This window comes from Paenibacillus sp. JT22N12 (assembly GCF_056269365.1).
The window spans coordinates 439,117-454,123 of sequence record NZ_JBWDNU010000002.1 but is presented as its reverse complement, the minus strand read 5'-3'; the positions used below and the strand labels follow the sequence as shown (position 1 = coordinate 454,123).

At 55.1% G+C, this 15,007-nt stretch carries 9 protein-coding genes; 3 read left to right on the top strand and 6 right to left on the bottom strand.

The window, feature by feature from the left end; all coding sequences use genetic code 11:
* Window positions 1-155: 155 nt before the first annotated feature.
* Window positions 156-929 (bottom strand): hypothetical protein, encoded by a 774-nt coding sequence (locus AC0YOA_RS07665; protein ID WP_475786098.1) that lies wholly within the window; start codon window positions 927-929, stop codon window positions 156-158.
* 395 nt (window positions 930-1,324) lie between these two features.
* Here AC0YOA_RS07665 and AC0YOA_RS07660 point away from each other — a divergent pair, with 395 nt between their 5' ends.
* Genes AC0YOA_RS07660 through AC0YOA_RS07650 form a run of 3 tightly spaced genes read left to right on the top strand, consistent with a single transcriptional unit; the run spans window position 1,325 to window position 3,210 of the window.
* Window positions 1,325-1,972, top strand: coding sequence for a bifunctional transcriptional activator/DNA repair enzyme AdaA (locus tag AC0YOA_RS07660; RefSeq protein ID WP_475786097.1), 648 nt, complete (start codon window positions 1,325-1,327; stop codon window positions 1,970-1,972).
* Entirely contained in the window at window positions 1,956-2,504 is a 549-nt protein-coding gene (locus tag AC0YOA_RS07655) for a methylated-DNA--[protein]-cysteine S-methyltransferase (protein WP_475786096.1), read from the top strand. The genes AC0YOA_RS07660 and AC0YOA_RS07655 overlap by 17 nt, the downstream gene beginning before the upstream one ends.
* A complete protein-coding gene (locus AC0YOA_RS07650) occupies window positions 2,497-3,210 on the top strand; it encodes a 2OG-Fe(II) oxygenase (RefSeq protein WP_475786632.1) in 714 nt (237 codons plus the stop codon). The genes AC0YOA_RS07655 and AC0YOA_RS07650 overlap by 8 nt, the downstream gene beginning before the upstream one ends.
* Window positions 3,211-3,404: 194 nt before the next feature.
* On the opposite strand, the gene AC0YOA_RS07645 is transcribed toward AC0YOA_RS07650, so the two are convergent.
* The 5 genes from AC0YOA_RS07645 to AC0YOA_RS07625 all read right to left on the bottom strand — a co-directional run bounded on the left by AC0YOA_RS07645 (window position 3,405) and on the right by AC0YOA_RS07625 (window position 14,938).
* Window positions 3,405-9,602, bottom strand: a complete 6,198-nt coding sequence (locus tag AC0YOA_RS07645) for a DNRLRE domain-containing protein (protein ID WP_475786095.1) — start codon at window positions 9,600-9,602, stop codon at window positions 3,405-3,407.
* Between the two features lie 28 nt (window positions 9,603-9,630).
* Complete coding sequence (locus AC0YOA_RS07640; RefSeq protein WP_475786094.1) at window positions 9,631-10,884, bottom strand: extracellular solute-binding protein; 1,254 nt, start codon at window positions 10,882-10,884, stop codon at window positions 9,631-9,633.
* A gap of 36 nt (window positions 10,885-10,920) precedes the next feature.
* Window positions 10,921-12,603, bottom strand: coding sequence for an ABC transporter permease (locus tag AC0YOA_RS07635; RefSeq protein WP_475786093.1), 1,683 nt, complete (start codon window positions 12,601-12,603; stop codon window positions 10,921-10,923).
* Window positions 12,596-13,687: an ABC transporter ATP-binding protein gene (locus AC0YOA_RS07630; RefSeq protein WP_475786092.1), complete on the bottom strand. Its 1,092-nt coding sequence runs from the start codon at window positions 13,685-13,687 to the stop codon at window positions 12,596-12,598. The genes AC0YOA_RS07635 and AC0YOA_RS07630 overlap by 8 nt, the downstream gene beginning before the upstream one ends.
* A 90-nt stretch (window positions 13,688-13,777) precedes the next feature.
* Complete coding sequence (locus AC0YOA_RS07625) at window positions 13,778-14,938, bottom strand: ABC transporter substrate-binding protein (RefSeq protein WP_475786091.1); 1,161 nt, start codon at window positions 14,936-14,938, stop codon at window positions 13,778-13,780.
* Window positions 14,939-15,007 lie beyond the last annotated feature (69 nt).

Here is a 15,007-nt window from a genome sequence, read left to right as displayed (position 1 = left end):
TTCCTTTCTCTAAAACCTGTAAATAGACTGGCACAGCAAGGCACAAACCTATTAATTCGCTAAAAGAGATGTGAAACCCTTGTTTTAAAAATAACTTAAACAGCGTTAAAGCGGCTGGCCGGCGCCAGTCGCTTTAACGCTGTTGCTGTCATGAACTACTTGATTGTAATCGCCGTAATGCTTCCGTTGGTTTTAAAGTCTTCCGTATAGGATATCGTGGCTGTCGCCGTGACTATACCGCCCGGTCCCTTGACGGTAATGACAGGATTTGAAGAGTAACCCGCTCCCGCATTCGTGATCTTCACGCCTGTCACAACTCCATTGGTAATGATTGCGGTGGCTGCCGCCTGCGTTCTTGTCCAGACTTCGCCTTTGCTGCCGTTATAGCGGTAGTAGTTGGACACCTCGTCCAGACGCTCATTGGTGATTCCATAGGAGCCAAGAACCTTAAGAAGAGCCGCTTTGTTTTGCCGGGCTTCTTCAGCAGTTGGTCCGCCACTGCCCGCCCCTGCCGGCGTCACTCCACTGAAGGCTTCCCGAAAAACTTCAGTAGGGACCCCAAGCGCCGCCGCTATGAGCACAACCGGTCTGCCATGATCCACAGGGTCGGTGTCAAAACCGCCTGAGATGACTACGGATGTATCTCCATTTTCAGCCGTGGTGCCATTGGTTGTGCCCGCTGATGTTTCGGTGTCGGTGTCAGCAGCGTGTGGTGCTTTTACGCCTCCGGCAGGCGGCACAGATGCTTTAACGCCCTTGGCAGGTCTAGAGGTCGAACCGCCCTTTTCGTCGCATATCCTTTTATCTGCTTCGTTCCCGGTGTTGACGTTCCCTGCGGGAGCCGCCTTGGCTGCAGAAACAATTATGGCAGTACTTGAGCTGACAATCAGAAGAATACCCAGTGCAGCGATCATCTGTTTTGTCTTCATTGTATAATCTCCTCTCGAATGTTGGTTCACTATCAATTTAATACAGGCATGTGTCAGCAATAAGTCCTGATTGCGAGAAGAAACGGCTCTCGCCGTCCTTTCGGCGGCGCAGTTCGTTTCTTCCCTTAGACCTTATAGACATGTATAGAAGTGAAACTCATACATGCTATAAGGCGAGAAGAAACGGCTATCGCCGTCCCTTCGGTGGCGCAGTTCGTTTCTTCCCTTAGACCTTATAGACATGTACAGAAATGAAACTTACATGCTATAAGGCAAGAAGAAACGGCTCTCGCCGTCCTGCCAGCCGATAATTTCGTTATCTTGCTGTTCTATTCCAAAAGACGTACAAACGCCCGTTCCCGGGGTTATACTATTCGTAGAGGTGGTGAGTCATAATGACCAATAATAATAGACAGGCGCCTGAGAAGCTGTCCCGCCGTCCGGATGATGACGCCAGCCTGTCATCCCCGGAAACAATTACCGATGAGAAATGGCAGGCGATCATCAACAATGACGCTTCTTACGACGGCCAATTTTTTTATGCGGTCAAGACCACGGGTATATTTTGCCGGCCCTCCTGCAAATCCAGACCGCCAAACAAAGAAAATATCGGTTTATTCCAAACCGCCGAGCAGGCGTTATCCGGGAAATTCCGACCCTGCAAAAGATGCAGGCCTACCGGACAGCGATTGCCGGATGACGAATGGATATCGGTTGTGACCGATTATATCGACCGAAATTACATGGAAAATTTGACACTGGACGTTCTCGCAGCGGTCAGTCACGGCACTCCTTATCATCTTCACCGGACGTTCAGGAAAGTCACGGGCATGACACCGGTGGATTACATCCAGCATAAACGGATCGAGCAGGCCAAGGGACAGCTCTGTACGACGACAAAGGCCATTGCCGATATCGGTCTTGGCGTCGGCTTGAGCAATACGTCTTATTTTATAACCCTGTTCAAAAAGAAAACCGGCTTCACGCCGGCAGGCTATCGTCAAACCATGAAGGAGGCTATTGGAAATGGAAAACAAAACTAAAACGGCGGTTTATTGGACACTCTTAATTCATGAGGATTGGAGCCTGCATATCGCAGCAACTTCGGAGGGGCTTTGTTTTGTGGGCTCGCAAAATCATCCCCTCGAGGAATTGTCCGATTGGGCAAAAGCCCGCATACCAGGCAGCGAGCTCATTCGCGATGATGAAAGGCTGCTGCCCTATGCGGCTGAGCTGATCGAATATCTACAGGGGACGCGCACAAGCTTCACAGCTCCCTTTGACTTTCCGGGAACGCCATTTCAATTAGCGGTTTGGGACGCCCTTCGCAGCATTCCTTACGGACAAACCAGATCCTATTCGGATATCGCCGATCAAATTGAAAGACCCGCAGCCGTGCGTGCGGTCGGAGCCGCCATTGGCGCGAATCCCGTTCTGATTACAGTGCCCTGCCATCGAGTAATCGGCAAGGGGGGAGCTTTGACCGGCTACCGCGGAGGGCTGGACATGAAAACAAGGCTGCTGCAATTGGAGCAGGATGGCGCGCTCGCTGATGGAGAAGCACGGCATGCATGACCGCCTCAGGGAACGGATAACCGGACTGGATTGGATCTCTCTTCACCGGTCGTTGGATGAACACGGGTACGCGAAGCTTCCTTCCATGCTGACTAAAGCGGCATGCACAGAAATCATCGGCACTTATGGGGGAGACAATCTCTTCCGCAGCACCATTGATATGGCCAGATACCGGTTCGGAATGGGGGAGTACAAATATTATGCCGCTCCCCTTCCGGACTTGCTGCAGCAGCTGCGCGAAGCCCTTTACCCGGAGCTGGCAGCAGCAGCCAACCGCTGGCTTGAACAGCTGGGACATGCTGCCGCATACCCCGGAGAGCTGGCGAATTTTCTCGATCAATGCCATCGGGAGGGGCAGATGCGCTCTACCCCATTGATTCTCCGATACGAGGCCGGGGGCTACAACTGCCTGCATCAGGACTTATACGGCAAGGTGTTCTTTCCCTTTCAGGTCGTATTCGCTCTCAACCAGCGGGAAACGGATTACGCGGGCGGAGAGTTTCTGCTGGTGGAACAGCGGCCGCGGGCGCAGAGCAGAGGACATGTCATCACCCTGGAGCAGGGAGAGGGTCTTATTTTCCCGACCAATCACCGGCCGGTTTCGGGAACGCGCGGTTATTATAAAACCACGCTGCGGCATGGAGTCAGCACGGTGGCCTCGGGAACCCGATACAGTCTGGGGATTATTTTTCACGATGCGAAATAGGAATTGTCCAGGATGCGCTGCCCCATATGGAAAAATGCAAGAAGAAATGGCTGTCGCCGTCCTTTTGCGCAGCAGGTTTCTTCCCTTAGACCTTATAGGCATGTACAGGAATGAAGCTTATACTTGCTATAAGGTAAAAAAACAACCCTCCTGCTGGCCAAAGCCGCTCAGGAGGGTTGTTCCTATTATCTTGGTTATTTCTTGTCAATCATGCGCATCAGCACGCTGACGGCTTCGGCTCTTGTCGCCGTGTCGCCAGGATTGAAGCTGCCGTTATATCCGGTAATGACGCCAAGCTCGACTGCCTTCCCGATATAGGGCTTGGACCACTGGGGAATATCCGATTCGTCCGTGAACGAAGCAGCTCCCGTGCTGTCTCCGCTCTCCTGATAGGCCCTCATAAGCATGACCGTCATCTCGGTACGGTTGATGATCTGGTTCGGGCGAATGGTGCCGTCGGTGTATCCGGTCAGAATACCCGCCGTCACTGCCGCATTCAGACTCGCTTTCGCCCATGCGGGAACATCGTCATTATCCGTAAAGCCCAGACTTCCGGAAGCATCGCCCAGACCAAGCGCGCGTACGAGCATGGCGGCAAACTGCGCCCGGGTTACCTGTTCATCAGGTCTCATGCTTCCATCGTCGTAGCCTGTCAATATACCTTTGTCTACAGCAGCCTTCATCGCCTGCTCCGCCCAATGATTATGCAGATCCGGCCATACTGTGCCCGTATCGGCCGGTTTCTCCGGTACGGATGGCCCATCTGCCGGGGCTTCGGCTTTCACCAGATGCACCGCGAATTTGCCCAATTCGGCAGCGGCTACCGAGATAACCCCGTCATGCGCTTCACCGCCGAGTTCGATCCACTTCTTCTGCGCCTCGTCATAGCGGAATACGGAGGCTCTGCCTTCATCCGCATGAGTGCCGTCATAAGCGAAGGTAAGTGTCAGCGGCTTGAGCAATTTTTGCGCGGTATCCTTCTTGATCAGGTAAACCGGACTCAGCGCAAGGAATGGAGCACGGTTCGTTTCGCTTGCCAGCTTCTCCAGCGTCACCTTCGTCCCCGCATTTTCCGCCGGAATGTCTACTGACAGCTCTTCCGCCAGTTTTACTGTAGTCGAGCCCGGTTGAGGAGCGGGCTGGTACGGAAAATAACCTGAATCCGGATCTGTATCCGGATCCGTGTCTGGATCCGTACCCGGGTTTGTACCAGGATTGCCGGCAGCCTTCCGGTTCACCGCGATCGTGTAGGTTCTGCTTTCCTGAACGTTCGCAGCTTCCACCCGTATTCCGATAATATTGGCTCCCTGACTTAATTCGACCGGTTCGCTCGGTTGACCGCTTGGGACAACCTTGGCAGGAGCGCTGCCGGAACTGATGGAGATTACCGCACCCGGATCGAACGCATAAGGAGTGAAGCTTACCGCTCCCGTCTCGTTCTCAACGTTGACGGCATATTGATATCCGTCCGCCGAGAATACAGGTAACAAGCTTCCGCCGGAAATTTCCAATGCGCTCAGACCGAATTTCTTTACGATATGAATCGTATAGGTCGTAGATGCCAGCCCATCCTCGGAAACAGTGCGGACGATCAGATCCATTCCGCTCTGGACCGCGAACAATCGGCTTGGCATTCCGCTTGCCACGGCGACGGCTTCTCCGTCACCCGCCTGGACGGTAATCTTCGTGTGGAGATCAGGCGATACCGGCGTAACGCTTATTTGACCGGCTTCATTCGGAATTAACGCTGTATAATCGATCTGCTCTGCCGAGAAAGCCGGGTCAAGCTGCCCGGAGGACAAGGTTAGTCCCGAAAGCTGCGAGCTTGTGCCTTGAGCCCGTACTGTCACAACGGCAGAAGCCGCATTTCCATTGACATTGACCGCCTTAATGCTGGCTGTTCCCGCGCTTACGGCGGTTACTTGTCCTGTCTGGTCCACCGTCGCCACCGCTTCATTGTCCGACGACCAGATCACGGTCTTGTCGATGGCATTGGTCGGCTTCACGATGGCTGAGAGCATGCCGGGAGCTCCGCCAACTACGAGATCAAGCGCGGGCTGATCCAGCTCGATACCGTCAGCCGGCATTTTGTACACAATGCGCACATAAGGTCTCAGCTCCGCATCGCTGTACTCTGAGGAACGGAACTGCATGGCTCCAACCATGCTGCCTTCGGGAGCCGTATAGTCCTTCGACTTGAGCAGGATGCCGTTGTTGCCGGCCGGATTCGCGATCCAGTCGTTCACCAGTGCCGTAATCGGCAGGGAATACCATTGATTGAGCGTGGATACAACGGTTTGCGCAGCGGCAGAGCCGTTGTCGTACGTATTCGTGCCCTGTGTAATAAAATTGTTCCATGTCACTTCATTGCCGCTTGCCGGTGAGCCGTCGTTCGTGCCCGGCGCTCCTCCTGCTCCCTCAACCCATGGAGCGGTTGCCGGATGCACGTAAAGGGTTTTTGGATCTGTGACCGAGGATCCCGTACGCGTGCCGTAATAGTACAGATTCAAGGTTGCTTCCGTGACGATCGCGCCCGCTGGAACGGGCAAATTATCAAAACGGACAAGTCCGTATTTGCGGTCGGCCACGTTCTGATTATAATAGCCTACCTCATATTTGTCCTGCGCACCGAGATTGTAATTAAAGTATTGGTTCCCTTGGCCCCCGACCCCTTCGGACAGCTGGGTATCGGCCGTTCCCGCATAGCCGGCATAGCCTTCCTGAACGATAATAGCGGGCTTGGAGATAGTGATTTCATAAGTTTGCTTCAACAAGCCGTCTTTCGATGTTACGGTAATTTCAATCCGGTTGTCTCCTGCAGCCAATGGAAGCGGCGCGCTCGGCGTCCCGCTGGTCACCTCTGCGGGTTCGCTTCCGTTGATCGCCACTGTAATCTTCGCCAGCTCATCCTCAGCGGACGGCGTGATGGTTATGTCAGTGACTTTGTCCGGAACAGCCGCGGCGTAGCGAAGCACGGAAGGCTGGAATGACTCCGTCAGTTCACCTTGACTGAAGGACAAGCCGCCGAGATTCGCACTGTTGACTGAACTTTCCACCGTAATGTCGGCCGTTGCGGTATGTCCGCCATCCGCCGTCGTCACGGTAACATGCGCGATGCCCTTGCTGATGGCCGTTACGGTTCCGTCTGCCGCGACACGTGCCACCGCTTCGTTATCCGAGGACCAGACCACATTGCGGTTGAATGCCGTCTCCGGCAGGACATGAGCCGCGAGCGTCTGCTGCTCTCCCGCGAGCATGGTGAGCGACGCAGATGAAAGCTCAACCGACAGTGCGGGAATAACGTAGGTAATCGTCAGCTTCGGATGCCAGCTCTGCCACGCATTCTCCGAGGAGGCAAAATATTTCACAGGCTGCTCCGGAGCCGTGTCGCTGCCTTTGAGCAGCAGGCCGTTATTGCTGGTTCTGTCGCTCAGCCAGCCGGCGGCCAGCTTGCTCACATCGAATGAATACCATTCCAGATCGGTCGTTCCTACAACCTTGGAAGCGACAGCCGCCGAATCAAACGCAGGCTTGTTGTTCCAGTTGACGCCCGGCGCGTTTGCGGTGCCGTTTTCTCCCGTTCCGCTTCCTTCCTCCCATGGCGCGTTCACCTTATGAACGGAGAGCGTTTTGTCCTTCGGACCGTCTCCATTGCGCAAAAGGAACATATCCAGGCTCGCCCCGGTCACGACGGCATGCTCGGGAATCGGGGACAAATCGAACTTCAGCAGCGCTTCTTTCCCGTCATCCGCGCTGGCCGAATTGTAGCCGACGACAAGCTCGTCGTGGCTGCCCGTATTGGAACCGGCCGCAGATGGCCGTTTAATGATATGCGCATCCGTTGTGCCGCTGTAGCCGTCCAGTCCCTGCTGCAGGGTAATGGTGTTCGTAGTAACAGGCGGCTGCGTTCCTCCGCCAAGCTTGCCGTCCAAATATTTCAGCAGCAGCGCGGTCGTGTCTGTCTGAATCATGTCGACTCCGCGTCCGATCAGCCAAGGGAAGCCGGCGTTGGGATCGCTTAGAAAGGCATAGTCGCCATGCCGGCCGACCATACCGGGAACCGAGAAGATCGTATTGACCCAGATTCGGGCGCCCTTGTCGTGCGCGCTCTTCAGGAAATCGGGATCCATGATCGGATGATTATCATTGTCGAAGCTGACCTCGAATGCATTTGTCCTGAAAGGTGTCGTTTCGGAATTTAAAAAATCGTTTACTGTGCTTTGCTCGGAAGTAAGCTGCATAAACAGCGGCTCGGTTGCGGAGCCTTCGAACTGTTTCATAAAGGCAGCCGTCGAAGATTTCGAACCGCTTGTTTTGTAAAGCGCATGGTCCGTCGTATCCGTACGCTCCAGAATATCCCACATGATGTCCCAGTTGGCATTTTTAATATCCAGATTGACCATGATGTTGCCCTTGGCGAGCGTCATCGCTTCCTCCAGCGTCGGCACTTGCTCGCAGGGGCTGGCTACGATGCCCTTGCTGTCCTTCAGGCAAAGCTGTTTGATCTGTGCCAGCGACAAATTACTCACGCTGCCGGTCCCGTTTGTCGTACGATTGACGCTGTCGTCGTGCATCAGCACCGGAACGCCATCGCTCGTCGTCCGGACGTCCAATTCCACCATGTCCACGCCTTCGTTGATGGATTCCCGGAATGAATTCAGCCCGTTCTCCGGCTTGCCGTTCAGCCAGTTGCCCCGGTGGGCGACAACGAGCACGCGGCCATACGGATTGAGAAATTGGCGGATGACCTCGTCTGCGCGGCCTCCTGTCAGGCGCGGTCTTACCGCAACATGATATTCATGCATCGTTTCGGCAGGCTCGCCGGCCTGAACGGACTGCACCCGCACCGTAATGTCGGCGCTGGCGTCCGTCAGTACGACCGGCTTGCTGGCTGAGCCGCTGGCTACAACCTGAGAGCTCCCGCCGCCGGACTCAATCGTAATAACAGCATCCGCTTCCGCCGCAACCGGCGTAATCGTAATATGACGCGCATTGAGCGGAACCTCCGCTTCATAGTCGAAAACCTTCGGCAGGAAGCCCGGATCAAGGTTCGCCCCTTTCAACGTCAATCCCGACAATATGCCGCGCGTATCAATAGCCTCCACGGATACATTCACCTCGGCCGAATACATATGGACACCGTCGGAAACTTCCGCCCGGATGACCGTGTCTCCGTCTCCGACTGGCGTGACCAGCCCGTCAGAATCAACTGTTGCGACGCTCTCGTCATCGGACAGCCATTGCAGCCCGGTCGTCTCCGCATTCAGCGGCCGGATAAAGGAAGCCACTTTCACCGGCACCTGACCGACTGTAAGCGCAAGCGCAGCGGTATCGAGCTTGATCCCCTGCAGCGGCAGCGTATAGTTTACTGCCAGCTTTGGTCTGATCGTTGTATTGCTGTTTTGTGCGGAAGCAAAGTCTTTTGTCGACGGAATGGTCGTCGCGTCGCTTGTGCTGTCCTCCGCCTTCAGCAGCATTCCGTAATTCGTCTTGCCGCCGTCCTTCCATTCTTTCAACAAATCGGTTATTTCCCATTCATACCACGTATTGTTCACCGACGCGACAAGCTGGGAATCCAGAGCTTCCGTGGCGTAAGCCGGCATGGTATCCCATATGACGCCGGCCGATCCGTCTGTGCCGTCGAAGCCTGTTCCCGTGCCTTCGTCCCAATTGCCCAAAGCCTCATAAAGGAACAGCGTCTTGTCAAATCTGGCGTCGGTCCGTCCGCGGGTGCCCGCTAGATTCAATTCCAGCTTCGCCTCCGTGATGTCGGCATCCGCCGGCAGTGAAGAAATATCGAACTGGAACAGGCCAAACTTCCTGTCGGCCATTAACGGGTCGTAATTCCCGACTTCCACCATATTGTGCTGGCCCGTATTCTTGGCCTTATGCTTTCCTTCGCTGAGGTGGACATCCTTCTGTCCGCTGTAGCCGCCCACGCCTTGCTGAAGGACAACTGCGGATTTATTAACGGTAATCTTATAAGTCCGGCTTGATTCGCCGTCTGCCGACGTGACCTTGACGGCAATTCCGTTCGCGCCGATTTCCAGATTCAGCGGTGCGCTTGCCGAGCCGCTCGCCACAGGAGCGAAAGCCTCGCCGTTCATCGATACCGCTATTGCCGCCCCGGCATCCGCCGCAGTCGGAGTGACTGCAACCTGACCGTTCGCATCCGGCACATTTGCGGTGTAGTCGGCGCTCTCCGAATCAAATACCGGCGACAGCGTGCCTTCGCTGAGCGACAGTCCTGTCAGCAGGGCATCGGCGCTTCCTTCATCGAACGCGGCGCTGACAGACTGTGGTATGGCTGTAATAAGTAAAGACCCTAACAACAAGGCAGAGAGACTGCCGCTGAATAAACGGTTCAATACCCTGCGTAAGCTTGTTCTCATTATCGATTGCCTCCCGTGTAATGCTTATTTAATGAACACTGCCGGACATATAAGCCTGACTCAGGCAGGAGAAGCAGATCTCCTCCGTACTCTCGAGCTCTTCCTGAATCGTTGTCAGGGAGTCCCGCCTTGATTGGCTTAAAGCTGTATAATCATCCACAATCAGATTCCCTTCGGAGATGCCGAGTATCGCTTGTTCGCGCCCGGACAATCCACCCTTCTGCTTCAGCAGCCCGGCGACTGTGCCCCGCAGCACCGGAATTTTTGCCGTTTCGTTCAGGAGCCGCTTCTGAATATCAGGCTCCAGCAGATAACTGACAATCTGCCGTACAATATGTTCCGTATCCGGATTTGACTTCAGCATGACGAATCCGCTCACCTGCGCCGGTGTGGGGCTGCTTCCCTGGATTTGCGGAAAAGGACTCACGCCGAAGCCAAATGTGCCGCCGATGTACTGCTCAAGCATCGTCCTGCTGTCGGAGGGGGCGAGCAGCATGCCGGCCGTTCCGTCGATAAAGTCGCTTAACGCCATATGATGCTTAAGCGGCGGCATCAGCCTGTAGCTGTATACCAGATCATGCCATAAACGAAAGGCATGGCCCGCCGCATCTGCGGATCCGCTTCCGCCGGACTCAACCGCGCTGCGCAAATACCAGGGAGAATCCTGGTCCGCTACAAGTCCCCAAATATCCGTCACACCGTCATCATCCACATCCCGTGTCATCTTGAGGCCCATTTTGACCATCTCGTCCCACGTCAGGGATTTGACTCCGGAGGAGATGCCCGAGAATCCGAGCAAATTCTCGTTATAGTACAGCAGAGGGACCACCGCCCCGTAAGGCATGGCCCACAGCTGCCCGCCCACCTCGAAGGTTCCCGTGAAGCCGGGATCAATCGCCCCCTTCTCGTCCTTGGACAGTTGATCGTCAAAGGCAGCCAGCTCTCCCGTTGCGGCAAGCCCCGCAATGCCCGAAGAGCTGCTGATCTCCGCCATATGGGGGGGCATATGCGCAGAGATCGCGGCGAGCAGCTCCTCATGTAGCTGTTCCTCCGAGCGAAACACGCGCACTTCGATATTGATCCCGGGATGACGGCTTTGAAACTCAGTCAGCAGCGCTCCGACGGGCCTGCTGTAAATCCAGGCGGTCAGCGATACGCTCGTCTGCATTTCATATTGAAGCGGACGGCTGCGGTTCTGGACCTGCAGCCCCCACAGGACGGAGGCACATATGACAAGGCAGACGATGATGACAATCATATTCCGCTGCTTTCCAAGCCTCATGTTCAACCGTCCCCTTCTTGGCAAACCTCTGTCTGGCTATAATGTAAATTTGCTTCCCTTCGACAGCCGGTTGAAAATAATCAGCGAAATGACCGTGCATCCCGAAAGAATAGCAGCCAAAGCCGCGCCTGTGCCGAAGTTGGAGCTGATGACCTCGCTGTAAATGCTGACCGATATCGTTGCCGTTCCTCCGTGATAAAGCACGATCGTCGTACTCAGCTCATTAATGACGGCGACCCAGCTGATAATCGCCCCTGACAGCACCCCGGGCATCATCAGCCGCGCCGTCGTGCGGAAGAAGGTCTTCATCGGAGGAACGCCGAGGCTGATCGACGCCTCCTCCACGCTTTTGTCCAACTGCTGCAGAATCCCGACGCTGGAACGGATGGTATAGGAGATTTTCCGCGCCACATAAGCGATGACGAGAATGATCCAGGTACCCGTCAATATAAGCGGCGGCTTGTTGAAGACGATAATGAGGCTGATGCCAAGCACCGTCCCCGGGATGATGTAGGGGATCATGATCAGCCCGTCCAGAAACGCCGTGATGCGAGATGGTCTTCTGACCAGCACATAAGAAACGAGAACGCCGAACACGACAATAACCAGCATGGCCGCGAGCGAGAAAGTGAACGTATTGCGGACCGCCTGCTGCACTTTATAGCCGATATCGATATAGCTGTCCAGACTGAAGCCCCTGTGAAACACCGGACCCCGCCTCTCCAGGAATGAAGTGAAGAGGACGGTTGCCTGCGGCAGAATGGAGATGCAGACCGGAATAAAAGCGACTGCCGTCCACAGATTGCGCTGCGCCGGCCTGAGGGGCTTCACCTGCGGCGTTCTCATTCCGGATGTGGCGTAATTTTTGCGCGATGCCAGATGCCGCTGAATGAACAGCGCAGCTGTCGAGCAGCCGATCATAATGGCGCTGATGGTGCTGGCCATGGACAGATTGCCGCCCATCTCGTTGACGAACTGCTCGTACGCCATGATCGGCAGTACTTTGAAGCCCTGTCCAAGCAGCATTGGCGTACCAAAATCGGCGAACGATTCCATGAACACCAGCAGCGTTCCGGCAGAGAGGGTGGGCAGCAGCAGCGGCAGAGTGACGGTCCATATTCTTCTTGCCGCCGGCATCCCCAGACTGTCGGCCGCTTCCTCCACAGACGAATCCGCCGTCCGCAGCGCTCCGGATACGTACAAGTAAATTTGCGGGTAAAACTGCAACGCGAACACGAACACAATGCCCTTCCAGCCATAAATCGAATCGAATGGAATCCCGATGCTGTGCAGCATTCTGGTAATGACGCCATTGCTCCCCAGCAGAATAATCCAGGAATAAGCTCCGATAAACGGCGGCGACATAAAGGAAAGAATGATGAGTATATTCAATAGACCCTTGAAGCGTATCTGGAACCGCGCCGCCAGATAGGCCAGCGGAGCTCCGATCAGAACGGCAGCCAGCGTCGCCAGCAGCGATACCTTGAAGCTGTTGAATAATGCCGAATAATAATATTTCAGCCTCACAAAATCCCAGTAATTCGCGAGGGTAAGGCGTCCTTCCTGGTCATAAAAGCTGCTGAGCAGCAGCGAAATCAACGGGTAAACGATGAAAAAAAACAGAAAGACAAATGCGGCGACCGTCACGACCGTCCACACATCCCACTTCCATCTCCGCCGCCATGGCCGCTTCGATCGGTCGGCTGTTCCATCATGCAAAATATAGAACCTCCTCGCCCTTGCCGTCGAACATGACCGCGCGGTCAAGCTGCAGATCGACAAATACGCGCTGCTGCCGCTTGAGAAGCATGCCCTGCTCGGTCAGCTGCTGCTCGACCTCGAAGCGCTCGCCATAATCGGATCTGACCACATAGTGGCTTTTGCCGCCCAGGAAGGTCGCCTGCTCTACCACGGCCGGCAGCTGCATGCTGTGCCTCATGGTCTGCTCGATGCGGATTTTCTCCGGCCGGATGGAGAACAGCACCTTGCCCTGGTAAGCCCGCTTCAGCTTCAGGCTCATAGAACCGTTGTTCAGCGAAATAACAGCCTGCCCGGTTTCCTTGTTGAATCCCTGCACATCCGCTTCCATGAAATTGGAAGTCCCGATAAAATGGGCCACATTCCGGTTGGCGGGCGTCTCATAAATTTCCGAGGGGCTGCCGATCTGCTGAATGACGCCGCCATGCATGACGGCTATCCGGTCCGATACGGCCAGCGCCTCCTCCTGATCGTGGGTTACATACACCGTAGTAATGTTCAGCTTCTTTTGCAGATCGCGGATATCCGCCCTCATCTTGATTCGGAGCTTGGCGTCCAGATTGGACAGCGGCTCATCCATCAGGAGCAGCTGCGGCTCAATGACAACCGCACGCGCCAGGGCGACCCGCTGCTGCTGTCCGCCGCTCATGGCCGAGGGAGAACGGTCGCGCAAATGCTGAAGCTCGACCATCCTCAGCGCCTCCATGACCCTGCTTTCGATTTCAGCCTTCTTCACTTTGCGGGCCTTCAGCCCGTAGGCGACATTGTCGAATACGGACATATGGGGGAAAATCGCGTAATTTTGAAACACCATGCCGATATTCCGCTGATGCGTCGGCACCTCGTTCATGAGGCGCGTTCCGAAGTAAACATTGCCCTGATCCTGCCGGTGAAAGCCGGCAATTATGCGGAGCAGCGTTGTTTTCCCGCAGCCGCTGGGACCAAGAAGCGTGAAAAACTCCCCGTCCTTGATGGTAAAATCGGCCTTGTCTACAGCCGCCGCCTGTCCAAAAGCTTTGGTAACCTGTTGAAACTTTACTTCCATCTTGCGCCTCCTCGCGTTCTTCCGGGCCAGAAGCGGCAAGCAGGCAAACTGCAAATCCTGCCTGCGTTGCCGCCTGTCTGCCGGCAGCTTCTACTCCTGCCCCGTAACAACGCGAGTGAATCGTTCCCCGATTGCGGTCTTGTTGGCGGTTACCCAATCATAATCGTAATCGACAGTCTTGATGCTGCCGATTTCCGGAAGGCCGGATTTTGGCGCGACATCGTTCCGGACCGAACGGCGCAGGAATTCATCCTGCAGCAGATTCTGAACATCGATGCCGGAAGCAAAATCGATGAAAGCCTGCGCATTTGCCTGGTTTTTGGCGCCTTTGATAACAGCCATGCCGTCAGGCGTTACAACTGTTCCTTCGGACGGATAGACGATGCCGACCGGTGCGCCGCCTTCCACATAACGCAGAGCCGCTTCCTCCAGCGTAATGCCAACCGCAAATTCCTTGCTGGCTACACCCTCATAAACAAGTCCCGAGCCCGAAAGCAGCTTTCCATCCAGATTGGCAACGAATTTCTTCACGAAATCCCAGCCCTTCTCGTCGTCTTTGCCATAGGCCGTAAGCATGGTTGCCAATTGTGTAAACGAGGAGCTTGATTTGCCCGGATCGGCGAACGCGATTTTGCCTTTCCATTTCTCATTCAGCAGATCATTCCAGCTTTTGGGAGCGTCCGTCTCGGAGACCAGATCCTTGTTGTAAATAATGACCATCGGGAGCAGCGTGAATGGCGTATAGAGACTGCCGGTATCCAGATACCCGGGATTCAGATTCGCTTTTTCCTTGGTCTCGTAAGGCTCCAGATAATCGCCGTACGCTCGGAGCGAAGCAATGTCGCCTCCGAACATAACGTCGCCCAGCGGATTGTCTTTCTCCGCTTCAACGCGCTTGAGCAGCTCTCCGGTTCCGCCGGCGATCAGCTCGACCTGCACTCCCGTACGCTCTTGAAATTCCTTGACGATCGGATTATTGATATCCGCATTGTTAGGTGAATAAATAACGACCTTGCCGCTGAGCTTGGTTGCCGTGCCCGCATCTCCGGCTCCGTCAGCCGAAGTCGTTTCTGCCGTCGAAGCGGTGCTTGCCGCATTGCCCGCATCCGCTGCCGTATTGTTCGCATTCGCCGTTCCTGCGTTATTCGCATTCGCTGTGCCTGCGTTGTCCGTTCCCGAATTTTCGCCGCATGCCGTCAGCATGACAACAAGGACCACCATCAATAAACTGAGTACTTTTAAACGTTTCATTTTCTGCCTCCTGCGTTTTTGTAGGTACTTTCCCACTATAGAGCCGCAGGGTCCTTTCCAACAACGCGG

What these genes read in the sequence shown, in the direction of transcription:
- AC0YOA_RS07665 (WP_475786098.1), bottom strand. Translation starts at nt 929, where the DNA reads ATGAAGACAAAACAGATGATCGCTGCACTGGGTATTCTTCTGATTGTC.
- AC0YOA_RS07655 (WP_475786096.1), top strand. Translation starts at nt 1,956, where the DNA reads ATGGAAAACAAAACTAAAACGGCGGTTTATTGGACACTCTTAATTCAT.
- AC0YOA_RS07660 (WP_475786097.1), top strand. Translation starts at nt 1,325, where the DNA reads ATGACCAATAATAATAGACAGGCGCCTGAGAAGCTGTCCCGCCGTCCG.
- AC0YOA_RS07625 (WP_475786091.1), bottom strand. Translation starts at nt 14,938, where the DNA reads ATGAAACGTTTAAAAGTACTCAGTTTATTGATGGTGGTCCTTGTTGTC.
- AC0YOA_RS07650 (WP_475786632.1), top strand. Translation starts at nt 2,497, where the DNA reads ATGCATGACCGCCTCAGGGAACGGATAACCGGACTGGATTGGATCTCT.
- AC0YOA_RS07645 (WP_475786095.1), bottom strand. Translation starts at nt 9,602, where the DNA reads ATGAGAACAAGCTTACGCAGGGTATTGAACCGTTTATTCAGCGGCAGT.
- AC0YOA_RS07640 (WP_475786094.1), bottom strand. Translation starts at nt 10,884, where the DNA reads ATGAGGCTTGGAAAGCAGCGGAATATGATTGTCATCATCGTCTGCCTT.
- AC0YOA_RS07630 (WP_475786092.1), bottom strand. Translation starts at nt 13,687, where the DNA reads ATGGAAGTAAAGTTTCAACAGGTTACCAAAGCTTTTGGACAGGCGGCG.